Origin of the sequence: Stenotrophomonas sp. DR822 (assembly GCF_019793815.1) — a bacterium.
In the GTDB taxonomy this organism is placed as follows: domain Bacteria; phylum Pseudomonadota; class Gammaproteobacteria; order Xanthomonadales; family Xanthomonadaceae; genus Stenotrophomonas; species Stenotrophomonas indicatrix.
Genome location: NZ_CP081826.1, coordinates 160809 through 187200, shown reverse-complemented (window position 1 = coordinate 187200; position 26392 = coordinate 160809). Strand labels below are relative to the sequence as shown.

General features: G+C 67.6%; 21 protein-coding genes. 16 read left to right on the top strand and 5 right to left on the bottom strand.

Annotated elements, in window-relative coordinates; translation table 11 throughout:
- The first annotated feature begins 47 nt into the window (after window positions 1-47).
- From K5K93_RS00935 to K5K93_RS00925, 3 genes are all read left to right on the top strand, one after another.
- A complete protein-coding gene (locus K5K93_RS00935) occupies window positions 48-2129 on the top strand; it encodes a TonB-dependent siderophore receptor (RefSeq protein WP_222389191.1) in 2082 nt (693 codons plus the stop codon).
- A gap of 63 nt (window positions 2130-2192) precedes the next feature.
- Complete coding sequence (locus tag K5K93_RS00930) at window positions 2193-3959, top strand: chloride channel protein (RefSeq protein WP_261311895.1); 1767 nt, start codon at window positions 2193-2195, stop codon at window positions 3957-3959.
- An 84-nt stretch (window positions 3960-4043) separates the two neighbouring features.
- Entirely contained in the window at window positions 4044-4760 is a 717-nt protein-coding gene (locus K5K93_RS00925) for an MgtC/SapB family protein (protein WP_025878554.1), read from the top strand.
- 15 nt (window positions 4761-4775) lie between these two features.
- Here K5K93_RS00925 and K5K93_RS00920 read toward each other — a convergent pair whose 3' ends face one another.
- The gene (locus tag K5K93_RS00920) at window positions 4776-5180 is read right to left on the bottom strand and encodes a MerR family transcriptional regulator (RefSeq protein WP_049469186.1); all 405 of its coding nucleotides are present in this window, start codon (window positions 5178-5180) and stop codon (window positions 4776-4778) included.
- Window positions 5181-5244: 64 nt separating this feature from the next.
- Between K5K93_RS00920 and K5K93_RS00915 the strand changes: the two genes are divergently transcribed.
- Window positions 5245-6072 (top strand): class I SAM-dependent methyltransferase, encoded by an 828-nt coding sequence (locus K5K93_RS00915; protein WP_222389188.1) that lies wholly within the window; start codon window positions 5245-5247, stop codon window positions 6070-6072.
- Window positions 6073-6157: 85 nt separating this feature from the next.
- Here the strand turns inward: K5K93_RS00915 and K5K93_RS00910 are convergent, their stop codons facing one another.
- The 4 genes from K5K93_RS00910 to K5K93_RS00895 all read right to left on the bottom strand — a co-directional run bounded on the left by K5K93_RS00910 (window position 6158) and on the right by K5K93_RS00895 (window position 13826).
- Window positions 6158-6448 carry a hypothetical protein gene (locus K5K93_RS00910; protein ID WP_177177008.1) on the bottom strand — a complete coding sequence of 97 codons (291 nt, stop codon included), beginning with the start codon at window positions 6446-6448 and terminating at the stop codon, window positions 6158-6160.
- 121 nt (window positions 6449-6569) lie between these two features.
- Entirely contained in the window at window positions 6570-7406 is an 837-nt protein-coding gene (locus tag K5K93_RS00905) for an OmpA family protein (protein ID WP_025878550.1), read from the bottom strand.
- Window positions 7407-7468: 62 nt separating this feature from the next.
- Window positions 7469-12040, bottom strand: coding sequence for a YadA-like family protein (locus tag K5K93_RS00900; protein ID WP_222389187.1), 4572 nt, complete (start codon window positions 12038-12040; stop codon window positions 7469-7471).
- A gap of 805 nt (window positions 12041-12845) precedes the next feature.
- Window positions 12846-13826, bottom strand: coding sequence for a helix-turn-helix domain-containing protein (locus K5K93_RS00895; RefSeq protein ID WP_025878548.1), 981 nt, complete (start codon window positions 13824-13826; stop codon window positions 12846-12848).
- A 689-nt stretch (window positions 13827-14515) separates the two neighbouring features.
- On the opposite strand from K5K93_RS00895, the gene K5K93_RS00890 reads away from it, so the two are divergent.
- The 12 genes from K5K93_RS00890 to K5K93_RS00835 all read left to right on the top strand — a co-directional run bounded on the left by K5K93_RS00890 (window position 14516) and on the right by K5K93_RS00835 (window position 26302).
- Window positions 14516-14698 carry a Flp family type IVb pilin gene (locus K5K93_RS00890; RefSeq protein ID WP_025878547.1) on the top strand — a complete coding sequence of 61 codons (183 nt, stop codon included), beginning with the start codon at window positions 14516-14518 and terminating at the stop codon, window positions 14696-14698.
- 100 nt (window positions 14699-14798) lie between these two features.
- On the top strand, window positions 14799-15344 hold the full coding sequence (locus K5K93_RS00885) for an A24 family peptidase (protein ID WP_222389183.1): 546 nt from the start codon (window positions 14799-14801) through the stop codon (window positions 15342-15344).
- Window positions 15341-15820: a TadE/TadG family type IV pilus assembly protein gene (locus tag K5K93_RS00880; RefSeq protein ID WP_093818550.1), complete on the top strand. Its 480-nt coding sequence runs from the start codon at window positions 15341-15343 to the stop codon at window positions 15818-15820. Before K5K93_RS00885 ends, K5K93_RS00880 begins: the two co-directional genes overlap by 4 nt.
- Window positions 15821-15844: 24 nt before the next feature.
- Window positions 15845-16894, top strand: coding sequence for a Flp pilus assembly protein CpaB (gene cpaB, locus K5K93_RS00875; protein ID WP_222389180.1), 1050 nt, complete (start codon window positions 15845-15847; stop codon window positions 16892-16894).
- An 18-nt stretch (window positions 16895-16912) separates the two neighbouring features.
- On the top strand, window positions 16913-18271 hold the full coding sequence (locus K5K93_RS00870; protein ID WP_025878543.1) for a type II and III secretion system protein family protein: 1359 nt from the start codon (window positions 16913-16915) through the stop codon (window positions 18269-18271).
- Between the two features lie 28 nt (window positions 18272-18299).
- On the top strand, window positions 18300-19556 hold the full coding sequence (locus tag K5K93_RS00865) for a fimbrial protein (protein WP_222389178.1): 1257 nt from the start codon (window positions 18300-18302) through the stop codon (window positions 19554-19556).
- Window positions 19541-20890 (top strand): CpaF family protein, encoded by a 1350-nt coding sequence (locus tag K5K93_RS00860; protein ID WP_093818554.1) that lies wholly within the window; start codon window positions 19541-19543, stop codon window positions 20888-20890. The genes K5K93_RS00865 and K5K93_RS00860 overlap by 16 nt, the downstream gene beginning before the upstream one ends.
- Before the next feature lie 2 nt (window positions 20891-20892).
- Window positions 20893-21834 (top strand): type II secretion system F family protein, encoded by a 942-nt coding sequence (locus tag K5K93_RS00855; protein WP_222389176.1) that lies wholly within the window; start codon window positions 20893-20895, stop codon window positions 21832-21834.
- A gap of 28 nt (window positions 21835-21862) precedes the next feature.
- Window positions 21863-22792: a type II secretion system F family protein gene (locus K5K93_RS00850; RefSeq protein ID WP_059064415.1), complete on the top strand. Its 930-nt coding sequence runs from the start codon at window positions 21863-21865 to the stop codon at window positions 22790-22792.
- A gap of 5 nt (window positions 22793-22797) precedes the next feature.
- Window positions 22798-23682, top strand: a complete 885-nt coding sequence (locus tag K5K93_RS00845; protein ID WP_222389174.1) for a Flp pilus assembly protein TadD — start codon at window positions 22798-22800, stop codon at window positions 23680-23682.
- Window positions 23679-24143, top strand: coding sequence for a DUF3613 domain-containing protein (locus K5K93_RS00840; RefSeq protein ID WP_222389173.1), 465 nt, complete (start codon window positions 23679-23681; stop codon window positions 24141-24143). The genes K5K93_RS00845 and K5K93_RS00840 overlap by 4 nt, the downstream gene beginning before the upstream one ends.
- Before the next feature lie 8 nt (window positions 24144-24151).
- Entirely contained in the window at window positions 24152-26302 is a 2151-nt protein-coding gene (locus K5K93_RS00835) for a TadG family pilus assembly protein (RefSeq protein ID WP_222389172.1), read from the top strand.
- Window positions 26303-26392: the final 90 nt, after the last annotated feature.

Below are 26392 nucleotides of genomic sequence, written 5' to 3'. Positions count from 1 at the left end.
TGGAATCAGCAATAATTCTCATTTACGACCTTCCGCGCCCCGCACCGATGCCTATTCCTGCCCCGCAATCGGCCCGCCTGCCCCTGGCTGCCGCCCTCGCCCTGTGCGTGTTTCCGGTCGCCAGCGCGCTCGCGCAGGACAGCGCCACCACGCTCGACAGCATCCAGGTTTCGGGCAGTTGGTTGGGCACCGGCCTGCACGACAGCGTCAAGAGCTTCGCTGGCGCGCGTACCGTGGTCGATCGCCAGCGCATCGAGGCCAGCGGCGCCGCCAGCCTGGGCGATGCCATGCGCCGCATTCCCGGCGTGCAGGTCACCGACAACTCAGGCACCGCTGGCAGCTCGGTCTCGCTCAACATCGGCGTGCGCGGCCTGACCGGCCGTTACTCGCCGCGCTCGACCGTCCTGCTGGACGGCGTGCCACTGGCGGTTGCGCCGTACGGCCAGCCACAGCTCTCCTTCGCCCCGGCCAGCCTGGCCAACATCGAATCGATCGACGTGGTACGCGGCGGCGGTGCGGTGCGTTACGGGCCGCAGAATGTCGGCGGCATCATCAACTTCAGCACCCGCGCGATTCCGACTGCGGCCGGCCTGCACGGCGAGGCCGGCGTGCGCTACAGCGCTTACGACCACGGCGGCGGCGACAGCACCCAGTACAACGCGTTCCTCGGCGGCACCGCCGACAACGGCCTGGGCATGGCCCTGCTGTATTCGGGGCAGGACGGCCGCGGCTGGCGCCAGGGCAGCGATGACCGCTTCGATGATCTGGCGCTGAAGTTCGCCTATGCCATCGACGCACAGCAGGAACTGCGCGCCAAGCTGTCGTACTACGACGTGCGTTCGCTGACCCCGGGTGGCCTGACCCGCGCCCAGTACCAGGCCGATCCGTTCCAGAACACCCGCCCGTCCGACTTCTGGAAGGGCCATCGCACCGGCATCGACCTGGGCTACACCAACACGCTGTCGGAGAACAGCGAGTTCGAGGTGCTGGCGTATTACAACGAAAGCAACCGGGCCAGTTCGCTGATCAACGCGGCCAACACACAGATCACGGTGCAGCCGCGCGACTACCGTGTGCTCGGCATCGAGCCACGCTACACCCAGCGCCTGCACTGGGGCAGCAGCGTGCACGACATCACCGCCGGCTACCGCTTCCTGCGCGAGCGCGGCAACGACCGCAGCTACACCGTTACCCGCCGTACCGGTGCGACCGGCGCGACCACCCGCTTCGACAACGCCACCGATGCGCACGCGTTCTACGTTGATGACCGCATCGCCATCGGCCAGTGGCGGATCACGCCTGGCGTGCGCATGGAGTGGATCGACATGGACCGCCGCCAGGCCGGCGGCGGCGCGACCTTCAGCAGCCGCAACGACAAGGCCCTGCCCTCGCTCAACGTCGCCTACCTGTTGACCCCGCAGCTGACCGTGTTCGGCAACTACACCACTTCGTTCGGGCCGGTGCAGAACATCCAGTTGAACTCGCAGAGCGCGACCAATCCGCTGCACCCGGAAATCGCCAGGACCACCGAGCTGGGCGCGCGTTGGCAGGATGGCGCGCTGCGTGCGGAAGTGACCGTGTTCAAGATGCGCTTCGACAACCAGATCCTGCAGGTGCCGGGCATCACCCCGCCCACCTTCCAGAACATCGGCGCCACCGACCACAAGGGCGTGGAAAGCGCGATCGAGTACCGCTTTGCCGAAAGCAGCGCGCTGGCCGGGCTGGAACTGTACGCGAACTACACCTGGACCAAGGCCATCCAGCAGTCAGGCGACAACCGCGGCCTCGATGTGCCGTTCTACGCGCGCGATACCGACAGCGTCGGCGCCCGTTATGCGCTGGCCGGCTGGACCTTCAACGTGTCCAGCACCCACCAGAGCGGCCAGTTCTCCGACGCCGCCAACACATGGAACGAGACCGCCGATGCGCGCGTAGGCCGTGTACCCGGCGTACGCCTGTGGAACGCGCAGGCCGCCTGGCAGCTGCCCTGGCTGGCCGACAGCGAGGTCGCGGTGGGCGTGAACAACCTGGCCGACAAGCGCTGGTACACCCGCAACGTGGATGGCAACGCCGGGCGCATGGTGGCCGCGCCGCGCACGTTCTACGTGCAGGGCCGCTACCGCTTCTGAGCATGGCAACCGCCTGATGCGGTGACGGTAGCGCTCACGGTGGCGGCGTATCATGCCGCCACCATGTCCTCCACCGCTTCGCCATCGCGCCTGCATCTGGCCTTCCAGGGCCTGCGCCTGCGCCTGCGCGGCAGCGACCTGTGGTTCATCGCCCTGGCGCTGGTGGTCGGGCTGATCGCTGGCGGCCTGACCCTGTTGCAGGCTGGGCTGGCACGTACCCTGCAGACGGCGTTGTATGGGCTGGACGAGGGCATGCGCCTGAGCTCGCTGCCCGCTTTGACCTGGACTGCCCTGCTGGTGCTGCCGCTGGGTGGCCTGGTGGTGGGCCTGGTCAGCCTGGCTGCCACGCGCCTGAAACGCCCCTTGCTGGATGCCGTGGAAGCCAATGCACTGCATGGCGGCCGCATGTCGATGCGCGACAACCTGATCGTGTTGACCCAGACCCTGGTCTCCAATGGCTGCGGTGCTTCGGTCGGACTGGAGGCGTCGTATACGCAGATGGGCGCCGGCAGCGGTTCGCAGCTGGGGCGGGTGATGCGCCTGCGCCGCAACGACGTGCGCATCCTGGTCGGTGCTGGTGCCGCCGGTGCGATCGCCGCGGCCTTCGGTGCACCGCTGGCCGGGGCGTTCTACGCCTTCGAGATCGTCATCGGTGCCTATACGCCGGCGGCACTGGCGCCGGTTGCGGTGGCCGCGCTGGCCGGCGCCTTCGTTGCCGACCAGGCCGGCGTGGAGGCCTATCTGTTGCCGGCGGCATCGACCATCGACGTGCGCGCCGCCGACTATGCGATCTACGGCCTGCTCGGCTGCTGCTGTGCGATGGTCGGCATCGTGGTGATGCGCCTGATCGCCTCCATCGAAGGCACGGTCAAGCGCAGCCCGCTGCCGTTGTGGGGGCGCCCGGTGGTGGGCGGCCTGCTGCTGATCCCGCTGGCGCTGGCCAGCCCGCAGGTACTGTCGTCCGGCCACGGAGCGCTGCACCTGGACCTGACCACCCATCTGCCGCTGATCTGGATCGGCGGGCTGCTGACGCTGAAATGCCTGGCCTCGGGCATTTCGCTGGGCTTCGGTTTCCGCGGCGGCCTGTTCTTCGCCTCGCTGTTCATGGGCACCCTGGTCGGCACGCTGTTTGCCGGGCTGCTGGCGATGGCCACCGGCGTCCCGGTGGTCGACGCCACCTCGGCCGCGCTGGCAGGCATGGCTGCACTGGCCGCGGCGGTGGTTGGCGCGCCGATGACCATGGCCATGCTGGTGCTGGAAGGCACCCACGACTTCCTGCTGACCAGCGTGGTGATGAGCGCCGTGCTGGTGTCCAGCACCCTGGTGCGGCAGTGGTTCGGCTATTCCTTCTCGACCTGGCGCATGCACCTGCGCGGGGAAACCATCAAGAGCGCGCGTGACATCGGCTGGGTGCACAACCTCAACGCCGGGCGGATGATGCGCAAGGGTGTGGCCACCGCCCCGGCCGACCTCGATGCCGCCGCCTTCCGCCAGCGCTTCCCGCTGGGCTCGGGCAGCCGGGTGATCCTGATCGACAGTGAAGGCCACTATGCCGGCATCGTGCAGATTCCGCGCCTGTTCGGCGACGGCGTGAAGCCCGAGGACGTCGTGGGTACGTTCGCCGAGAACCGCGACGTGGCACTCGCAGCCAGCGCCGACGTGGTGAGCGTGATGCAGCGGTTCGACCAGACCCAGGCCGACGAGCTGGCGGTGGTGGCCGACGATGGCCAGGTGCTGGGCGTGGTGTCTGAAGCATTCGTGCGCAAGCGCTATGCGGAGGAGCTGGACAAGCGCCAGCGCGAAATGATGGGCGAGCGCGTCGACGAGTAGATCCACGCCATGCGTGGATGATGCCCCCTGCCCCTCCACGCGTGGCGTGGTTCTACTGTCACCTGCGGGAGGTAGACTGCGGCCATGCGCTTCATTGAAACCTTCCAGCCCGGCCCCTTCGCCGACACCGTGGTCAGCCTGCTGGCGGCGTTCGTGCTCGGCACCCTGATCGGCGCCGAACGCCAGTACCGGCAGCGCACCGCTGGCCTGCGCACCAACGTGCTGGTGGCTGTCGGCGCTGCCGCCTTCGTTGACCTGGGCATGCGCATCGCCGGCAGCGCCGAGGCCGTGCGGGTCATCTCCTACGTCGTCTCGGGCGTCGGCTTCCTCGGCGCCGGCGTGATCATGAAGGAAGGCATGAACGTGCGCGGCCTGAACACCGCCGCGACGCTGTGGTGCTCGGCTGCCGTGGGCAGCTGCACCGGCGCGGACATGCTGGCCGAAGGCGTGCTGCTGACCGTACTGATCATCGCCGGCAATACCCTGCTGCGGCCACTGGTGAACGCGATCAACCGCATCCCGATCAACGAAGCCGCCAGCGAAGCGACCTACGAAGTGCGCCTGAGCGTGGATGCCGACGCGGTGCCGCGCGTGCGCGAGCGCCTGGTCGATGCGCTGGAAGCCGCGCAGTACCCCGTTGGCGACGTGCAACTGGTGGAGCACGCCGATGCGCCCACTGATGTGATCGCAGTGCTGGTCAGCACCGCGGTCAGCGCCGACGAACTGGACGTGGTGCTGGCACGGATGGAACAGGTGCCGGGCGTGCTGCATGCCACCTGGGAAGTCAGCACCCGCGATTGAGCGGGTGTCGGCAGTTCATCCGCGCGCTACGCGCTGCTGCGCTCGCAGCAACCTGCGGAACGAGGCGCAGCGCCGAGCATCCTCGGCGTGTGGACAGGCGGCAGCCCGCCGCAGCCGATCCTGCGCCCGCTGCAATCTGCGGATCTGCTGCTGCAGCGCATCGGCCCGGGCCAGCAATGCCGTGCGATCCAGTGCAAGCCCTGCCCCCTGCGGCATCGCTGCGCCGATCTGCTGCAGCGACAGGCCTGCCGATTGCCCCAGGCCGATCAGTGCCAGCCGATCCAGCACCTGCTCGTGGTACTGCCGACGCAGGCCGCGACGCCCCAGCACCTGCAACAGGCCGAGCTGCTCGTAGTAGCGCAGCGTCGAGGCCGGTACGCCACTGCGGCGGACCACCTCACCGATATCCAGTTCCTGCATCGTGCTTGACCTCAAGTGGGCTTCAAGCGCCACCATGGTCGCACTCCCCGCGCAAGGCAAGCCCATGGACGATTCACTCCCGCTCGATCAGAACACGCTCTGGAACGGCGCCGCCGGCGAGAACTGGGTCGCGCAGCAGACCCTGCTGGACGGCCTGTTCCAACCGATGGCCGATGCCCTGCGCGACGAGCTGCCGGTTACCGTCACGGAACTGCTGGACGTGGGCTGCGGCACCGGCGCCAGTACGCTGAGCGCCGCCGCAGCACGCCCTGACGCCCATTGCACGGGCGTGGACATCTCCGCACCGATGCTTGGCCTGGCCCGCCAGCGCGCCGCCGCGATCGGGCGCGGGATCGACTTCATCGTTGCCGATGCCCAGCGCCATCCCTTCGCAACGGCGCACTACGATTGGATCCAGTCGCGCTTCGGGGTGATGTTCTTCGAGGACACGCAGGCCGCCTTCGCCAACCTGCACCGTGCTGCCCGAACGGGCGCGGGCCTGCGCTGCATCGCCTGGCGCAGCGCGCAGGAGAATCCGTTCATGACCACCGCCGAGCGCGCCCTTGCAGACCAGCTGGTGCTGCCGGCGCGGGTACCCGGTGCACCGGGGCAGTTCGCTTTCGCCGATGGCGAACGGGTGCGCCGGCTGCTGCGGCGTGCCGGATGGCAGGACGTGGACATCGCGCCGCTGGACCTGACCTGTTTCCTCAGCCGTGATGCGCTGGCCAGCTACGTCGGCCAGCTCGGACCTGTGGGTCTGGCCCTGCGTGCGTTGCCGGCCGCACGCGCCGAAGCGCTGCTGCCGCAGGCGCTGACCGCGTTCGCACCGTTCATCGAAGGTGACCGTGTGCGGGTGGACACCGCCTGCTGGATGATCCGCGCCCGCGCATAGCAACAGAACAGGGGACGGAGGGGATCAAGTCTTTCATGCCCCGGTTGTGCGGGAAACGACTTGATCCCCGCCGTCCCCTGTTTCTCTACAAGGCCTCGCCGGCATCGGCCAGGCGCGATTCGATCAGCGCGCACCACTGCTCGAGCATGTCGACCAGCATGTCCAGCTCGGCGTCGGCACGCTGCGCGCGGCCGCTGCGCAGGCACGCCTGTGCTTCCTGCAGCTGGGTGAGGAAGCCGGCAACGGTGTCGGCCTGCAGGATGAGGCCCGGCAGCCGGCGCCCGGGAATGCGCACGACCGCATGGTTGCCGAGCTGGCCGTACACGCTGAGAGTGGCTTCCGTCTTCATGGACAAGGGCAGGAATTGGGCATTCATCAGGTGCACCAGGGAAGAAACCTGCCCACCGGCAGGCGTGGAAAACGGGGGAGACGTTTCCACGTCCTGCCGGCGGAACAGGGGGGACTCGGGATGCCGGGGCACGCCCCGGCGCGGGGATTCAGTGCGATCGGGCCACGCCTGCGATCTGCACCCGGCGATTGGGCGCCAGGCAGGCGATCAGCTCGCGCCGGTTGCGCTGGTCGCACTGCACCAGCGGTTCGGCAGCACCCCGTCCTTCAGCGCTGATGCTCGCCGCGGATACGCCGCCCTGTACCAGCGCCATGCGCACCGCCTCGGCACGTCGCTGCGACAGTGTCTGGTTGTAGGCAGCGCTGCCGATGCGGTCGGTGTAGCCGACCACCTGGATCGACTGCACCTGGCTGGCCTCACGCACCTGCGCCAGTACACCCTGCACGGCCTGCTGGCCGCTGGCACTGAGTACGGCACTGTCGAAGCCGAACAGTGCATCGGCGGCCAGCCGCAGCGGCTGCTCCGGCAAGGGCGCCGGCGCCGGCGGTGGCGGCGGACGCGGCGGGTCGAGGACCGCTGCGCACGATTCTGGCTTCCAGTAGCCGCCCTGGGCGATGCCCTTGTTGTCGAAGCGCACCTGGAACTGGCAGGTGAAGTACTCCGCGCCCTGTGCGGTGCGGAAGTTGAACAGGTAGTTCCACTCGCGCACGCCCCACATGCCTTCGTTGAAGTGCGGGGTGCCGAGCAGCGTGTACAGCTGGCGCTTGCTCATGCCCGGTGCGAACCGGCGCAGGTCGGCGATATCCGGATAGATGCCTTCCTTCAGCGATGCCTTGCTGGCCTCCGGGAAGGTGACGGCGGTGCTGTCGGCGGGCCCGTCGGCGGCCGGTGCGTGGCTGCGGCAGGCAACCAGCAGCCCCGCGGCCAGGATCAGGCCCAGCGTGGCGGCGACGCGGCCACTGCGAGCGATGCGATGCGGTTTCATGTCATTCCCCCTGTAGACGTTGCCCGCTGCGCCGGGCCGCGAATGCGACCCGGCGCAGGCGATCACCACTGGATGCCGGCACCGACGGCCACACCGGCCTCGCCGCGGCTGTTGGTGGAACCACTGAACTTGTAGATCCAGCGACCGCCCTCGGAGACACCGGATATGCCAAGGGCCACGCCGGATTCGCCGTTGTAGCTGCCGGCGGCGATCGAGGCCATGTTGCGGCCGGCTTCGCTGGGCTGCGGCAGCGATGCGGTTGCCATCGCCGAGGCGATACCGGCCGAGGCGCGGTTGTCGGTCTTGCGCAGGTCGCGTTCGAAGCCGCCCATGCGCTCATCGGTGTAGGCCTTGGACCAGTCCAGGGTCTGCGCCATGCCCGACTTCAGCTGGTCGACGTTGACCGCGTCGGTACCGGCGGTGCCGGCAGCGACGTTGCGCACCGTGGTCGGGCCGCTGCTGGTGCTGCCCAGGGTCACGCTGTTGTAGTTGGTGGTGCCGTTGGTGGTGGTGTCATAGCGGATCGTGCCCTGCTGCGAAGCCTGCAGCTGGCGCACGTTGACCGCATCGGTCGCCTGCGAACCATCGGCCACGTTGACCACCTGGCGTTCGGCACCGGCTGCACCCACCGACACCGTATTGGCGCGGTTGGCGACCGAGCCCGCACCCAGCGCCACCGAGTTGTCTGCCTGCGCCTGTGAGCCGTTGCCCACTGCGGTCGAGTTGGCCCCGGCCGCAGTGGAGCCGGCACCGCCTGCGGCGGAGTTGGCGCCGGTGGCGGCCGGATCGGCCAGGTTGTTGCTGTTGTTGGCGCGGAAGCTGCCGGCAACGTTGGTGATGTTCTGGATCTTCTGGTCGGTGTAGGCCTTGGACTGGTCGATGGCGTAGTTCACGCCGTTCTTCAGCTGGCCGACGTTGGTCGCATCGTGGTCGTCGGAGCCATCGGCCACGTGGGTGATCTTGCGCTCGCTGCCACTGCTGCCCACCGCCACCTCACCGGACGAGTTACTGGCGCCGGCCTGGCCATAGGCACCGGTATAGCCGGTCTGCGCACCCACGCTGGCCACCGAACCGGCACCAAGAGCAACACTGTTGCCCGCGCTGGCATTGGCACCGTTGCCGACCGCTACGCTGCCCGCACCGGCTGCGCTGGCCTGCGGGCCGACCGCCAGTGCTTCGGCACCGGTGGCCGTGGCTGCGGCAGCCGTGGAGTTCACCGCCAGGTACGGGCTGCCGCCGCCGCTGCTGATGCGCTGGTTGAGCACCCGCAGCGAACCGTCCACTGCAGAGAACGCAGCGGTGACGTTGCTGTAGTCGTTGCCGGTGATGGTGCCATCGGTGGCGATGGTGGAGATGTTGAAGGTCGGCGCGGTCCACAGCCCGGTGCTGCCGTTGTACACGGTGCTGCCACCGAAGTAGCTGGCCACCGTCTGGTGCGTGCTGAACAACTGGTCGCCGGTGATGGCATCGCTGCTGCCCGCCAGGATGCTGCCGGCGGCCACGTTGGTGACTTTCACCGGAGCACCGCCGGTACCGCTGAGGGTCACGGTATCGACCACGTTGCCACTCCCGTCCACGTCGTACTTCACGGCGCGTGCGTCCAGGTCATCGGTCTGCTCGGCCACGTTGGCCAGCGAATTGCTGACCGCATCGAAGGCCGTGCCGACGTCGTTGTAGCTGCCCTGGCTGACCGTGCCATTGGCGGCGACGTTGTTGAGCGTGTAGGTCGGTGCGGTGACCACGCCATTGGCATCCACTGCAGCGCCGCCGCCGAGGTGGGTGGCCACCGTCTGGTTGGCCGCGAACAACTGCGCACCGTTGATCGCTTCGCTGCTGGCCGCGCTGATCTGGCCCGGGCCGAGGTTGCGCAGCGTGGTGGCGGTGCCGGCCTGGCCGAGCGTCGCACTTGCGTAGTTGACGCTGCCGTCGCCGTTGAGGTCGTAGCGCAGCGCGCCCTCTTCGGAAGCCTGCAGCTGACCCAGGTTGACCGCATCGGTGCTGGCGGTGCCGGCGGCGACGTTGGTGACCTGGCGTTCGGCGCCCGCGGCACCGATCGACACGCTGTTGGCCCGGTCGGCCAGGCTGCCGGCACCGACCGCGATGCTGTTGGCGGCGGTTGCGCTGGCACCGGCACCGACGGCGATTGCTTCGGCGCCGCTGGCCACGGCGTCGGCACCGGTCGAATTCACCCGCAGGTACCGGGTGCCGGTGTTGCGGATGTCGTTGATCTGGGTGTTGAGGTTGACCAGCGAACCATCCACCGCATCGAAGGCGTCGGTGACGTTGTCATACAGCCCCGGGGCCACGGCGCCACCGGTGGAGATGGTGCTGATCTCAAACAGCGGTGCAGTGAAAGTGCTGGTGAGCGGATCGAACGCTGCGCGTCCGCCGAAGAACTTTGCCATCGTGTCGTTGCTGGCGAACAGCTGCGCACCATTGACCGCCTCGCTGCTGGTGGCGTTGACCGCGCCGGCGGCCAGGTTGCCGATGGTGGTGGTGCCGGTGCCATTGCCGAGGGTGACACGGCGGTAGTCGGGGTCGCCTGCACCATCCAGGTCATAGGTGACCGCCGCCGCGCCGACCGCATCGATCTGGCTGATCGCGCCCTTCAGCTGGGCCACGTTGACGGCATCGGTGTTGGCGCTGCCGGCCGCCAGGTTGGTGATCTGCCGCTCGCCACCGCCTGCGGTGCCCACCGACACTTCGCCCGCCGACACCTGTGCCGTGGTCAGGCCATAGGCGCTGTAGCTGGCCTGCGCGCCGCGCAGTGCGGCCGAGCGGTAGCCCAGCGCCACCGAGTTGGCCTGGTTGGAGGTACTCTCTGCGCCGAGCAGGGTCTGCCCGTTGGCAGTGCCGCTGGCACTGTCGCCGACCACAACCGAGTGCCCCATGCGTGCTGCATAGTCGGCGGTGGGAACACCGGTCGGATCGCTCGGATCATTCGCACCCGCGCCGGGGAAGGCGACGTTGGCATCGACCTTCGGCAGCTCATGGCGGGCGTTGGCACCGATCACCACTTCCTTGGAGCCGTTGGCATAGGCGCCATCGCCCATCAGCACCTGGTAGTCCTGAGCTGCGTTGACCGCCCAGCAGGAGATGTCCGCCAGCGCGATGTCCAGGCACTTGGCCGCCCAGGCCGGCGAGTCCGTCGGCAGCAGCAGGCCGAGCAGGCCACCGGGATTGCCGTTGTTGATGTTGTAGATGTAGCTGTCGGAGGTGACGCCACCGATCAGGGTCAGGTGCGAGCTGCCACCGGTGACCGCGCCGCCCAGTCCGTTGAGCGTGGTGCCAACCGGCGTTGCATTGACCACCGGCAGGCCGAGCACGTTGACCGTGGAATAGGTCTGCATGACGTTGGCGGTGCTGAGCTTCAGGTTGCCGTTGGACAGGTATCCGGTGCCGCCGAACAGGCTGGCGGTGGTCGGTCCGACCAGTTCGGTGACACCGCCCACCAGGCCACCGGTACCGATCACCAGGCCCGCGTTCGGGTCGGCAGCGGCGGGCGCCTTCGGGCTGGTCGGCGGAATGGCCGACGGCGAGGTCAGGCCGAGGCTGCCCAGGGTATTGCCGACCAGGCCACCGACGGCGCCGGTCAGGTTGCCGACGGTGCCATTGAGGTCACCATTGAGCAGGCTGCCGACCGCGCTGCCAACGCCGTTGAGCGCAGTGCCGACGCCGTTGAGCAGGCCGCCCAGGCCAAGCGCGCTGTTCTGCGCGGCGACGGTTGCGGTGCCGGCCAGCTTGAGATTGCGATCGGCGACGATTTCCTCGCCGTCCTTGCCCTGCACCCGCACCTTGCCTGCCACGCCGGTATCGAACGCTGCGGTGATCGCGCGGTCATCGGTGTCACCCGGCAGCTCTTCCTTGGCCGGCAATGTGACCGCTGCGGTGGCCCCGGCCTGGCCTTGGCCTTCGATGTGATTGCCGGCCACGACCAGCTGCGCATCGACCTTGCCATCAACGGCCGCCTTCAAGCCGGACGGCGTTGCACCCGCTGCGGCGGCAACCTGGGTGCCGGCGTGAACACTGGCAACCGGCTTGCCGGCGACACCGACATCGGCCTTTGCTGCCGCGTTGGCAGCCAGATCCAACGGCGCCTGTGCAGCCGGTGCGACGTTCGCGGCAAGCGCGGCATCAACACGGGTAGCGGCTGCAGTGGCAACGCCGATGTTGGCGCGAATTTCTGCGCCCAGCGCCGGTGCAGGCACCTGGCGCGGCGCGGCGCCGGCCGCCAGCTTGACCTGCACGGTGGCCGGCAGCACGTCGCGCACGACCGGCAATGACGATGTGCTCAGCTGCAGGCCGACGCGTGCGTTGGCACTGATCGCCGGGTTCGCCTGGGCCTGTCGTGCAGCCGCGGCCAGCGCCACTTCGGCATCCACCTTCACCGGCATCGGCTGGGTGTACTTGGCCGCCAGCGCCTGCAGGTCGCGCAGCGATTGATTGGCCTCTGTCGCCGCCGCAGGTCCGCTGGCCAGCACGCACAGCAGTGCCATGGCCAGGGTGCTGGGCACCAGAAGGCTGGCACGACGGTCGCGCGGTGCGGTACCACCGCTATCGCCGGTGGCCAGTTCCGAGGCCACAACCAGAGCATTGAGCTGGCGGTTCCATACACGCCGGTAGATGCGGTTCATGAGCATTTCCCCCGTAGGCGGACAACTTGAATGTCAGTGGACTTGCCGTTAGGCAGGTGACTGACATTTCGCGCCTTTCAGCGAGGGCTGCGCACTTCATTCCGGCAGGGCAATTGCGCATTCCGGCAAATCCACGGCCGGATTCGGCAGCCACATATGCAAATCCGGCAGGGAGGGCTGGCCGGGCTGCCGCCCGGCACCCGCAGAGGCGAAAACCAAAGCCAAAGCCAAAGCCAAAGCAACAGCCGGCTCTGGGTTTTCTGCGGGTTGGCGGGGCGGTGTGGGCTTGCAGGACACGCCGTAAACCCGTCCATGGGGGCTCGATGGCGCCATCCATGGCGCCAACGGTCCTGCAAGCCCACACCGCCCCACCTGTGACAGTTTCCCCACGACGGTTGGATCTGCCGTCGTGCATTCACTGTCGACATGATCGATCTTTGATTTTCAGTGATTATTTCGATCTAAATCGAAATTGATGATCCGACTTTCCCTCGGCCGGGCATGGCCCGGCGCTACATCCAAAGCGCGCGGGAAACTGTCGAAGGCGGGGTGGGTCCGGTTGCGGGGGTGTCCGCGGCATGGATGCCGCGGCCAAGCCCCCAAGGGTGAGGGCGCTTTGCTTGCGAAGCACTGCTTCGCAAGCGCCCGAACGCACAGCCGCCAGCGGCTGGGCCGGTATGGGGGTTTACGGCGCCCCCCGCAACCGGACCCACCCCGCCATTCCACAGGAAACCTGCTTTTGCTTTCGGCAGTTGCCGTTGCCCTTGCCTCTGCGGGTGCCGGGCGGCAGCCCGGCCGATACCCCTCAGGCTGGCTGGCCGAGCTGTGCCGGCGCGCGCATCAACGTGTCACGCGGCAGTTCGCCGAACACTTTCCGGTAGTTGTCGGCAAAGCGGGAAAGATCCCACAGCCCGCAACTGAGGGCGATGGCCTTGACCGAGCGCCGGTTGGAATCGGCCATCGACAGGCTGCGGCAGGCCGCGCACAGCCGCAGCATCGACAGGTAGCGATTGGGCGAGGTGCCGAACAGATCCTCGAACGCATAGCGCAGGCCACGCTCGCTGACGCCGGCGGCATCGCAGATTTCATTCATGTAGATATTGCGGCGAAGATTGAGGCGCATGAAATTCTCCGCCCGCTGCGCGATCAGGTAATGCGTGCGGCGGGCGCGGCTGCAACTGGGCCGATCGGCTGGGCCGGCACCGAGCAGCGCCTGGACATGCTCGTGCAGCAGGCGCTCGGTTTCTTCCGGCTGCAGCCCACCGCCCTGCCCCAGCTGCGCGTGCAGTTGCTGGTAATGGCGTACCAACGGCATCGCATCATCGCCAAGGTTGAACAATGAAAGCGCCTGCCCCGCCGGTGGCGTGCTGCGCAGGCTCAGCTCGGTCAACTTGCGCTGCACGCGCGCGACCGGCACCAGCATCAGCGTCATCTGGGTACCAGGGCTGAGAGTGAATTCACTGATGCCTTCAGGCATCACGGTCAAGGCCATGCCCGGCGTCAGCGGCACGCCATGGCACCAGCTCAATGCATCATCGGTGGTGTGCAGGTAGCCGAGCATTGCCCAGTCCGGCGGCAGCATGAAGCGGCCGCGGCAGTGGAAGCCACAGGTAATGCTGCAGAACAGGGCTTCCTCGTGTACGCGCGAAGCGAATGCCGCGCGCGGACCATTGCCATCCAGCAGCAACAGTTCCACATCGCACACGCGGAGCACGCCGCTCAGCGTGGCCAGGTCGATCGACCTGAGATCGCCGTCGTCGTTGTCTTCCACCCCACCATCGACCATGACAGTGTCGTCCCCCGTTTGGCCTGCCGCACGACCCCGCCCCCACTGCCTGACAGGGCGCACGCCGTTTCCAAGAGCATCGTCCGTTGCCGAGATGGACGCTGCGATGCGCGCGCGTCCCTCCCTGAAAATGCAAAACCTTGAATGCGAGTATGCGCGATAATCGACAGCCGTAAACAGGATGTTTCGACGCTGCGGAATTATCGATTGCGTGAAGAAAATGTGCGCGTCGATGGCATGGTTTTCGCATGCGCGGGCGGGCATCACATTATCTGCACGACCATGAATGGTTTTGCGCAGGAACGGATTTACGTCACAGATCCGCGCCGGAATATTCAGGCATCCAGCGAATCTGCCGAATTTGCATATAGGTTCCGGTTGCAGGGAACCGCCATTCAGGCAAAGTCGAATACACGGTGATCGGGCACGCGGACAGCGGCCACACCCAGGGGGACAGCATGACCATGCACGTACGAGATACCGTCTCGACCACCGGCCTGGAGCTGGGTGGTCGTGGTTGCGCGGCCGCTGCCCTGCCCGGGAATGATCACCCTGCTTGAGCACAGCGGGATTGCCCGCCGTGCCTCCTCCGCCAGGATGGCGGGGGCCTACGGACGGTCCCGGCGGAGCCGGGCCACCGCCCATGCAGGTGTCCTGCAGCAACTGACAGGTAGAGGGAGACAACCGTCATGAACGCATCGATCCGCAAGTTCCTGAAAGAAGAAGATGGCGTGACCGCGCTCGAATACGGGCTGCTGGCCGCCGTGATCGCCGGCATCCTGATCGTGGTGGGCAGAACCCAGATCACCGCGTTCTTCACCACGTTGTTCACCCGCCTGCAGGCCATTGCCACCGACGCCACCACCACCTAGCCAGCGCGCAGGGTGCAGCACCTGCGGTCGCTTCGATGGCGGCCGCGGTGGCCGATGAGGGGTTCTGCAACTGTCCAGTGACGGACAACGAGGGTGTGCGATGACACTGCTGGGATTGCTGGCCATGGGAGTGTGCCTGCGGATCGCGATCAGCGATCTGTATGCCCGCCGCGTGCCCAACACCTGGCTGCTGGCCGCGTGCGCGACCGCCGTGCCCCTGATCATCGCCGGCCAGTTCAATGCCACGCCCACGGCCTGGGCGCCACACCTGCTGGGCGCCGTCGTTGGCCTGCTGGCATTGCTGCCGTTCTATGCGGTGCGCTGGATGGGCGCCGGCGACGTGAAGTTCTTCGCCGTGCTCGGCCTGCTGCTGGGCTGGAAGGCATTGCTGCCGGTGTGGGTGCTGGCCAGCCTGGCCGCAGGCGCCCACGCCGTGCTGGTGCTGGCCGGCCGGCAGTTGGCCGGTCACCTGCCGCTGCGCCTGCAGATGCAGGTAAACCGCGCCAGCACGCACTTGACTGGCCACCCTGCCCTGCGCGAACTGCATGCCGCGCGCGAGGGGCGACAGGGCATTCCCTACGCAGCCTACCTGGCCTTCGCGGCGATTGGCTGGGTGTTGGCAACCACCTATGGAGGCGTCGCATGAAAGCGTTCGCACGCCAACGCCAACGCCAACGCGGCGTGGCCAGCATCGAATTCGCATTGATGCTGCTGCTCGGCCTGGTGCCGCTGCTGCTGCTCACCTTTTCCGGCGTGCTGATCATGGCCGCGCAGCAGACGCTGGCGACGGCCTCGGCCGAGGGCGCGCGTGCTTCGCTGCGCTTTGGCAACGCCGGCGAGCGGCGCACCGCCGCCTGCCTGGCGGCCCGCCGCTCCATGCAATGGCTGTTGCAGTTTTCCGGGCAGAACCCGGACTGCAGCGGCGGCGGCACCGGCGCCATCGTGGTCTCGCCGCAGGCGCCCTGCGCCGGCTTGGCGACGGTGCAATGCATGACCGTGACGGTGAGCTACGACTATGCATCCCATCCCTTCCTGCCCGGCACCGCCACGCTCTATGGCTGGGTGATGCAGGCCCCCATCCGCAGCGTCGCGGTCGCCCAGCTGGACCTTGGCAGCAACTGACGATCGGTACAGGAGACGTTCTTCATGCTCAAGTTGACCCGCATCGCCGCCATCGCACTGATTGCGCTCGCCGTGCTGCTGGCCGTGGTGGCCTTCGTGATCGGGCGCAAGCCTGCGGCCTCGGCGGACAACCCGAGCACGATCGTGAAGGCCGATGCGCAGACCTTCAGTGTCGTTGAAGCCACCGCGCGGCTACCCGCCGGCGAGCCGATCAGCGCCAATGGCGTGCGGCTGACGCAACGCACAGCGGAAGTGCCGGGAGCGGTGAACGACCTGGCGGCGGTGGTTGGCAAGGTGCCGGTGCAGGACATCAGCGAAGGCAGCGCGATTGCTGCCAGCCTGCTCGCACAAGGATTCTCGCTGCAGCTGCGGCCGGGTGAACGGGCATTGGCGGTGCCGGTCGATGAGCTGGTCGCGGCCGGCAACCGCATCCTGCCCGGTGATTTCGTCGACGTCTTCCTCAACCTGCGCAGCGCCGCTACCAGCTACAACGGCCAGCAGGACATCGCACAGACGCGGTTGCTGCTGTCACGCCTGCGCGTGCTCAGCTACGGACAGCAGGATATCGCAGCAGCCCCGACGGGCAGCCAGGGCGAGGCCCCGGCCACGGCAGGCAACGACTCACGTGCAGCCGATATCACCAGCGGTTCCAGCAGCGCCCACAGCAACGGAAACGGCAGCGATGCCACGCAGCCCGCACGCACCGCGGTGCTGGCGGTGCCAGTGGCCGACGCCAACCGCCTGCTGCTCGGCGCACAGCAGGGCAAGCTGTTCCTCGCCCTGCGCAATCCCGCCGATACCGGCCTGCCGGATGTGGCGCTGTTCCCACAGGCGCGCGGCGTGCTGGACCCGGTGCGCGGCCTGGACAACGAGCAACAGCAGGCCCTGCAGCGACCGGAGAACAACGCCTACGCCGGCCTGGATGGCGATGCGCTGGCTGGCCGCGGCAGCAGCGTGCAGCGCAGCGTTCACGAAACGCCGGCGCGTGCACCGGTGCAGCGTCGCTCGACGCCGCGACCGGCAGGCATCGAAATCATCCGCGGTGACACTGCTGCCCCCCGTGGCTCCCTTTGACCCTTGCCGAGAGCGCACATGACTGAACGTCGCCACCGCCTACGCCCCACTGTCCGCCAGCGCTGGCTGGCCCTACTGCTGGTGCTGCTGGCACCGGGTGCGAGCGTGGCTGCCGACGATCTGCTGCTGCAGACCCGCGAACAGCGGCCATGGACGCTGCCGGCCGATCTGGAACGGGTTGCCATCGCCGACCCCGGCGTGGCTGACATCGTGATGCTGCGCGGCGCACGCCAGGCGCTGCTGGTAGGCAAGGCACCGGGCACCACCACCCTGCTGCTGTGGCACCGCAAGCAAAGCGAACCGCAGCGCGTGCAGGTGCGGGTGCAGAGTGCCGTGCAGGGCGCCGCCGATGCCGGCTCCAGCGGGCTGGTGTTCACCCAGCAGGACCAGCAGGGGCTGCTGCAGGGAAGCAGCGACAGCGTGCTGGCGCACATGCAGGAGCAGAAGACCGCGGTGATGGCGCTCGGCAAGGACGGCAGCCTGGCCGATGCCTCCACTATCAGCAGCGGCGGCGTAGTGCAGGTCGAGGTGAAGGTGGTCGAGTTCAACAAGACCGCGCTGAAGCAGATCGGCATCAACTTCCAGAACCGCAACGGTGGTTTCGCCTATGGATTCGCGCGGCCGGGCGGGCAGCTGCCAGGCAACACCGGCATCCTGCCTGGCATGAAGGAAGGTGAGTCGAGCAACGAAAGCGAGTCACCGATCTCCTCGGCGTTCAGGCTGGTGTTCGGTTCGACCAAGGGCTTGTGGAACGCCGATGTCGACCTGCTGCAGGCCAACGGCATGGCGCGCGTGCTGGCCGAGCCCACTCTCGTCGCGCTGTCCGGGCAGAGCGCCAGCTTCCTGGCCGGTGGCGAACTGCCGATCCTGGAGCCGCAGGGGCTCGGCACGACCACGGTTACCTACAAGCCCTTCGGCATCGGCCTCACCGTTACTCCCACGGTGCTCTCACCGAACCGCATTGCGTTGAAGGTTGCCCCGGAAGCCAGCGACCTGGACTACACCAATGCGATCGCGCTCAACGGCGTGCAGATCCCTTCGATCACCACCCGCCGCGCCGACACCACCGTCGAGCTTGGCGATGGTGAGAGTTTCGTCATCGGCGGCCTGGTCAGCTCCACCGTGGCCTCGACGGTCAACAAGATTCCGCTGCTCGGCGACCTGCCGATCATCGGTACGTTCTTCCGCAACTTCGACTACAAGCGCCAGGACAAGGAACTGGTGATCATCGTCACCCCGCGGTTGGTACAGCCGATTGCCCGCAATACCGAACTGCCGCTGCCCGGCGATCGCGAAGCCAAGCCGAACATGCCCGAATGGGGCGCGTGGCTGCTTGGCCCGATCAGCCGCGATCCGGTTCCCGGTTTCTCGCGCTGACCTGCATGACGTCTCCGGTACTACGCCCATGCCCTACGCCACTGCCCTGCCGCTGCACCCGCAAGGACCACCGATGAACCTGGTCCTGTACGGGATCGACCGTGAACTGCTTCCGCGCCTGGCTGCCAAGCTGCCGCCGACCACGGCACTGCACTGGCAGGACAGCAGCGAGCCGACCTCGGCCCAGGACCTGCAGCGTGGCCCGCAGAACCTGGTGCTGCTGGACTTCCGCCCGGAGCATGCCTCGGCATCGACGGTACTGGCGCAGCAACTGCAGCAGACCCAACCCGAATTGACTCTGGTGGCCGTGGGCGCCACCAGCGCCGGCCAGGTGGAAGGCGTGGTGATGGCGCTGCGCGCCGGCCTGCGCGATGTACTGGACCTGGACAGTGACAACACCGGCATCGAAGCCGCCCTGCGTCGCGCTTTGTCACCGCGCCCCGCCGCAAGCGCACAGCAGGCGCACAAGGCGCGCCTGATCGTGCTGCTGGGCGTGCGCGCTGGCGTCGGCACCAGCACGTTGGCCGCACACCTGTCGGTGCTCGCACAGCAGACCCGCACCCTGGCCCAGGGCGATGCGGCCGTGCAGGACGGGCTGCTGATGGAGCTGGCGCAGCCGGCCGGCGACCTCGCCCTGTACCTCAACCTGGACAGCCGCTTCCACTACGAAGACGCGCTGCGCAATGCCAGCCGCATCGATGCCACCCTGGCCCGCACGGCGATGGCCCGGCACACCAGCGGGCTGGTCCTGCTCGACCGTGCCAGCGGCAGCGACGCACTGCCGCCCTCCGATCCTGGTGCGCTGCTGCAACGACTGCGCGGCGTGTTTTCCAGCGTACTGTGCGATGCCGGTGGCTGCCCGCTGCGGCAGCTGCCACCGCTGCTGCTGGACCAGGCCGATGAAATCTGGCTGGTGGCCGACGCATCGATCGCCACCCTGGTGTCGCTGGACCACGCCCTGAAGCACCTTTCCGGCCAGCGCGACCGCGAGAAGCGACTGCAGCTGGTGATCAACCGCCACGACGACAACAGTGGCATGAGCCCCGAACAGATCGCGCGCCGCTTCGAGCTGCCGCTGCTGGCCACCCTGCCCGAGCGGTCGCGGGTACGCGCCTCCGCCAGCCATGGCCATCTGCTGCTGCAGGATGCGCCGCGCGACCCGTACCTGCATGCCCTCGCCCCGCTGGTGCAACACCTGGATCCGGCTGCCTGCCCGGTCCAGGCGCACGGCCTGCGGGAAAGACTTGCCCTTGCCCTGGGTGGATCGCAATGGAAGACAAAGTGACCCCGTTCCCGCACGTTGTCGCCCGCAGCACGGTGCCGGAGCATGCACCGGGCAGCCTGCCGTTCGCACAGACCGAGCAGTACCAGAAGGTGCTGTCGGCCGCGCACGAGCATCTGCTCAACAGCATCGAAGACGAGCGCATCGACATCGATTCCTGGGCCCCCGACACCATCGCCCGCTGGGTGGAAGTGCAGACGGTCAGTTTCATCCAGGAATGGCGCATCCCCATCAACGAAGAAGAAATGCAGGTGGTGGCCGAAGGCCTGGTCAAGGAGCTGACCGGGTTCGGCCCGCTCGATGACCTGCTGCATGACCCCACCATCGAAGACATCCTGATCAATGGCTTCAAGGATGTGCATGTCTCCCAGGGCGGGCAGCTCAAACGCGCGCCACAGCGCTTCACCGATGACACCCACCTGCTGCGCATCCTGCGCCGCATCATCGCCCCGCTCGGCCGCCGCCTGGATGATTCCAATCCGATGGTCGATGCACGCCTGCCCAATGGTGGCCGCCTCAACGCGATCATCTCGCCACTGGCGGTGGACGGGCCGATGGTGTCCATCCGCAAGTTCCGCAAGGATCCGTTCACCCCCGACGAACTGCTGGCCAAGGGCACCTTCGATGCGCCGATGCAGGCGCTGCTGAAGGCGATGGTGCTGGGCCGCTGCAACATCCTGGTGTCAGGTGGCACCAGCTCGGGCAAGACCTCGCTGCTCAATGCGCTGGCCAGCTATGTGCCGGCCAACGAACGCGTCATCACCGTGGAAGACACCGCCGAGCTCTCGCTCAACCACCCGCATGTGGTGCGCCTGGAGAGCCGCATCGGTGGCGCCGAAGGCCAGGGCGCGGTCAGCATCCGCGACCTGGTACGCAACAGCCTGCGCATGCGCCCGGACCGCATCGTGGTCGGCGAAGTGCGTGGCGCCGAGGTGCTGGAAATGCTGCAGGCGATGAACACCGGCCATGACGGATCGATGGCCACCATCCACGCCAATTCACCGCGCGACTGCCTGTACCGCATCGAGATGCTGGCCGGCTTCGCCGGCTTCCAGGGCAGCGAAGACAGCCTGCGCCGGCAGATCGCCAGTGCCATCGACTTCATCGTGCAGATCTCGCGCCTGGGCAGCGGCCGCCGGGTGCTGGTATCCATCACTGAAATCACCGGCGTCAGCGACAACCTGATCACCACCCAGGAGATGTTCCGCCACGAAGTGCAGATCGACGGCAGCGGCAAGGAAATCGACCGTTGGATCGGCCTCGGCTTCCAGCCACATTCGTACAAGCTGGAGCCGTTCCGGCAGTTGCTGCGCGAATCCCTGTACGGAGACTTCTGAGCATGGGTACCGGCCTGCTGCTGGGTGTGCTGAGCATCGTGTCGGTGCTGCTGGCGCTGGCGGTGTGGCTGTGGGGGACGGCCAGCAGCCGCGAACAGCGCCAGGCCTCGCTGCAGCATGCCGAGCAGCAGCTGGCGCGCGGCACCGGCGCTGTCGCCGCGCCGGCCGATGCAGCACGGCCGGCGCCGCTGCCAACGCCGGGTCGCCGCGCCCTGCCCTGGAACGGGCTGCTGCAGCGTGCCGGCCTGACACCGGGCTGGAAGCTGCCGCTGCTGATGCTGCTGCCGGGCATCGCCCTGTCCGCGTTCGCAGTGTTGCGCCTGGGCACCTTCTGGATGTTCCCGCTGACCCTGCTGCTGTACCTGCTGGGCTGCTGGCTGTGGCTGATGCGCCGTATCGGCAAGCTGCAGGCGCAGCTGCTGCACCAGCTGCCGGACTTCCTCGACAACCTGGTGCGCCTTACCGCGCTCGGCAACAGCCTGCAGGCTGCCTTCCAGGTCGCGTCGATGCAGACCAACGCGCCGCTGCGCGGCCTGCTCGACACCACGGTGCGCTATGCACGTGGCGGCATGGACCTTGACCGTGCGCTCAACCTGGCCGCACAGCCCTACCGCATGGACGTGCTGAAGGTGCTGGCGGTGGTGATGGGCGTCAGCGTGCGCATCGGTGGCCGTGCCGACCAGATCCTGCAGCGCATGGGCGACTTCATGCGTGACCTGGAACAGGCGCAGCAGGAACTGGCCGCAACCACTTCTGAAACCCGCATGTCGGCGTGGGTACTGGGCCTCCTGCCACCGGCCAGCGCGGTGCTGATGGCGATCTCCAGCCCCGATTTTTTCCAGCCGGTGCTGCATGACCCACTGGGCCACAAGATCCTGCTGATCGCGCTGGCGCTGGAGTTGACCGGCGCCTTCCTGCTGTACCGCCTGGCCAAATCGCTATGAACATCCCCGACCACGCAGGAGGCATCCAATGAGCGCCAGCATCTGGTTCGTGGCTGCCCTGCTGGTGTTGGCCGCCGGCGTGGCCCTGCTGGGGCTTGGCAGCTGGGTGCGCAGCCATCGCGAGGATCGCAGCGAGGCCACGTTGAAAACAGCGCTGCGTCCGCGCGAAAGCGAAGACACAGCGGCCGACGCACGCAAGGACTCACTGGGCTGGCTGGAGCAGTTCGGCCGCGGACTGAGCGGCGGACGCCTGGAAGCGGCGCTGCTGGCCGGTGAGGATCGCCTGCTGCTGGACCTGGCCGGCTGGAACACCCGCCGCGGCACCGCCATCTACCTCGGCCTGCGGCTGCTGCTGGCGGTGCTGGTACTGGGTATTGCGCTGACGCTGAGTGACGCCACGGGGTTGTCGAGGATCATGGTGGTGATCGGCGCGCTGGCTGCTGGCCTGCTGCTGCCGAAGTTCGCGCTCAGTGCGTGGGTCAAGCGGCGGCGACGCGCGGTGAACAATGAACTGCCGCTGTTGATCGACCTGCTGCGCCTGCTGCAGGGCGTGGGCTACAGCATGGATCAGAGCCTGCAGACACTGGGCGACAAGCTGCGCGATGCACTGCCGGTGCTGGGTGGGGAAATCCAGGAAGCGAATGTGTCCTACACCCATGGGCGCACGCGCGCGCAGTCGCTGCGGCGGCTGAGCGATGTGTACGGCGATGACGATCTGTCCAGCCTTGTGCAGTTGATCCTGCAGGTGCACGCCCACGGCGGTGCCGTGCAGGAACCGCTGCGCCAGTTCAGCGTCCGCCTGCGCGAGCAGCGCCGCAACGCGCTGAAGGAAAAGGTCGGCAAGCTCTCGGTGAAGATGACCGTGGTGATGATGCTGACCCTGCTGCCGGCACTGATGCTGGTGCTGGCCGGACCGGCGCTGGTCGCGCTGGCCACTACCTTGTCGAAAATGGGATGACCTTCATGCCTGTCCTGCGCCCCGCCTGCCTGTTGCTTGCCCTGGTTGCCGCCGCTACCGGCTGCAGCTCCACCACGCCGAAGTATCTGCGTGCGCCGAGCCTGGCCGAGCCGACGCCGGCCCCGCAGGACAGCCGCAACGCCTATCTGGAACTGATCCAGCGGATGCAGCAGCAGGGCGCGTGGTATGCGTCGCTGGCGCACGTGGATGCGTTCCGCCAGCGCTACGGCGATACCCCTGCACTGCGACTGCTGCAGGCCGACGCACTGCGCCAGACCGGCCAGATCGATGCGGCGCTGGCGCTGTACCGCGAACTCGGCAATGGCCCGCAGGCCGCCGCCGCTGCACACGGCATGGGCCTGATCGCTGCCCTTCGCGACGACGACCAGGGTGGCGAACAGGCGCTGGCACGAGCCACTCAGCTGAGCCCGCTGAACACCGATTACCTCGGCGACCTGGGCTATGCACGGCTTCGTGCCGGCCGCTTCGAACAGGCACGCGAGCCACTGGCCAAGGCGCTGGAACTGTCGCCAGGCAATGCCAAGGCCACCGCCAATCTTGCCCTGTGGGCGCTACTGCGTGGCGACACGGCCACCTTCGAACGGCTGGCCCAACAGGCCAGCTTCAGCGAGGAGACCCGCCGCAGCGTGGAACAGCAGGCGCAGCAGATCCGCGCGCGGCTGCAGCAACGCCAGGCCGCTGCCACTGCTGCAGCGGCGGCAGCGACACGGCCGGTTGCTTCGGTAGCTGCCACCCCCGCCAACGCAGGCCCACGCCTGGCCGCCGAACCGCGCCGCGATGGCCGCGACCAACGCGACCCGCCACGACTGCCGCCCTCGATGCTGGAACGCTTCGGCTCCACCGACCATCCCACCGGGAACACGCCATGACCTCGACGCCGCTGATCCGTTGCCTGCTGCCGATGCTTGCCGGCTTGTCTTTCGCTGCGGTTGTGCAGGCGCAGACGCCGCAGCAACCGTTGACCGGGCAGATGCTGGGTGGTGCCGCGCCCGCGCCGGCAGCCGCTCCCCTGCACAGCGAGCCGTTGGCTACCGTGGACGTATCGCCGCCACCAGCCGCAGCGCCCATCGCAGCCCCCGCAGCCCCTGAAACCAAGCCTGATTTCGGCGGCACGCAGTTGCAGCCCAACACCTCGCAGATCGGCGACACCACCCGCAGCCTGTTCCGCCTGCAAGCGTCCGGCGAGGTGGCCGGTGCCCGCCTGCCGATCCTCGGCGACCAGGCCACATCCAGCTACGCGCGTTACCTGAAGAGCTTCCAGTACGACATTCCGCAATTCTTCGAAACCGACGTCGCCAAGTCCGCAGGATCCTCCCGATCCGGACGCTGAGGCCCGCCATGAACCGAGCACGCCACATCAGCTTCAGTCGCCCGCGCGGCGGTATGTCGGTCACCATGATGCTGGTGATGATCGCGCTGCTGGCCATGCTCGGCCTGATCGAGATCGGCTTCCTGTTCTGGGCCAAGCGCGATGCGCAGAAGGTGGTCGATCTGGCTGCGCTGGCAGGCGCACAACGGCTGGACCTGTGCCGGCCCGACAACGCCGACAACAGCGCGGCCCGGCAGAATGCGCTCGCACAGAACACCTTCCCTGGGCAGGTGCAGATCCAGTGTGGCAACTGGAATGCCACCCGCGGAACGGCTGACCACTTCAGCCCAAGCGTGGACGCAGGCAATCCACGCAACGCGGTGCGGGTCATTGCCGAACGCGGCGTGCTGCCGTTCTTCGGCCAGAACAGCACGCTGCCCACGTTGCGCGTGCAGGCGGTGGCCAAGCGTTCGGAACCCACCGCCGTGTTTGCAGTGGGTTCGCAGCTGCTGCGCACCAATGGCAACTCCCCCTTGATGGCGACCCTTCGGCTTGTCGGCCTGGACGTCACCAACGCAACAATTCTGTCCTACGACGGCCTGGCCCAGGCCACCGTCACCCCGTCGGGGCTGCTGGCGGCACTGGGCATCCCGGTGACCGCCGACCTCAGCGTGGCCGACTTCAACCGGCTGCTGTCGGTCAACCGCATATCACTGGCACAGCTGGTCAATGCCACTGCCACGGTGGTGGGCCGCGAGACTGCCGTCGGCGTACAACTGCAGGCGTTGTCCAACCTGGTCGGCACGCGGTTGGACATCAACCAGCTGAACATTCTGCTGGGCAGCCAGAACGGCGGCGGCGGCCTGTTCGCGCAGGTGATCTCACCGGACGGCACCATCGGCAGCGCACTGGAATCGAGGGTCAACGTGCTGGATCTTGTCACCGCCGCGATCTCCATCGCCAACGATGGCAATGGCGTGCAGGTGCAGGGCCTGAACCTGCTGGGCATCGACGTCAAGGCCGGCGTGGTGGAGCCACCGTCGATCGCCATCGGTGGCGTCGGCGCGCGCGCGTACAACGCGCAGGTGCGGCTGATGGTGGACGTCGACAGCGACCGCTTGTTCGCGATTGGTCCGCTGCTGAACCTGCTCGGCACCCGCTTGCATCTGCCAGTGCACGTGGATGTGGCCAATGCGATGGGGACACTGACCAGCATCCAGTGCGGTGCGGCGCCGCCGACGGCCACCGTCCAGGTCGATTCCTCGGTACTGCGCGCCTGTGTCGGCAAGGTCAACGCGGCCGATCGCTTCTCCAAGAGCAACGTCTGCGACGCGACCCTGCAGAACGAGCAGCTGTTGAAGCTGCTGGGGCAGCCCCTGATCAACGACAAGGTCACCCTGCCGGCGCTGACCAGCACGCAGAGCCTGACCCTGGCCGCAGGCCAGACCGGCTCGACCCGGATCAACCCGTTGGCCGTCGGCACCGCCGTGTCAGACCTGGTCAACGAACTGCTGCGCGTGCTGTCGGGCATGCTCAGTTCACCCAAGCAGGGCATGAGCGCCAATGACACCGCCAAGGCACTGGCCGACCGTTACCTGCAGGCGGCCTTCCCCAGCGGCGGGCGTTACAACGTGGACCAGGTGATTCCATTGCTGCGCGATGGCGATCCGTCACGCAACCTCGCACCGCTGGGCAACTGGACCGTTACCAAAGGCGTACCCAAGCCCTGCCTGATTGGCCTGAGCACCTGCTGGGAAGATGGATCGGTCTGGGCCGGTTACCGCGCCACCGTGACCGGCCAGGGCCTGGGCCTGCTCGACGGCCTGCTGGGCTCGCTGGTCGGCGGCCTGCTGATCAACCGCTGCGACAGCCTGCTGGGCAACCTGATCGACTACAACGGCTGCGTGCGCACCAACCTGGCGTCCTACATCCAGACCGCCCCGGCCGGATTCCTGGATGGGCAGAACGGCGGCGGCGTGACCACCCCCGGCAACAACGTCACCTGCAGTGGCCTGCTGTGTGCGCTGCTGAACCCGGTGCTGGCGGCGCTCAAGCCCGTACTCAACAGCGTCGGCACCCTGCTGACCAACACCCTGGCCAGCCTGCTCGGGCTGGAACTGGGCCGCACCGATGTCAGCATGCAGTCGATCCAGTGCAGCTCGGCGCAGCTGGTCTTCTGACCCGCGCGGGCACCGGTTGGCGGCGTCCGCGCCCATGCTAGACTCGCGGCGGGGAACCACATTCAACTCAACCCACACTACATCCGTGGA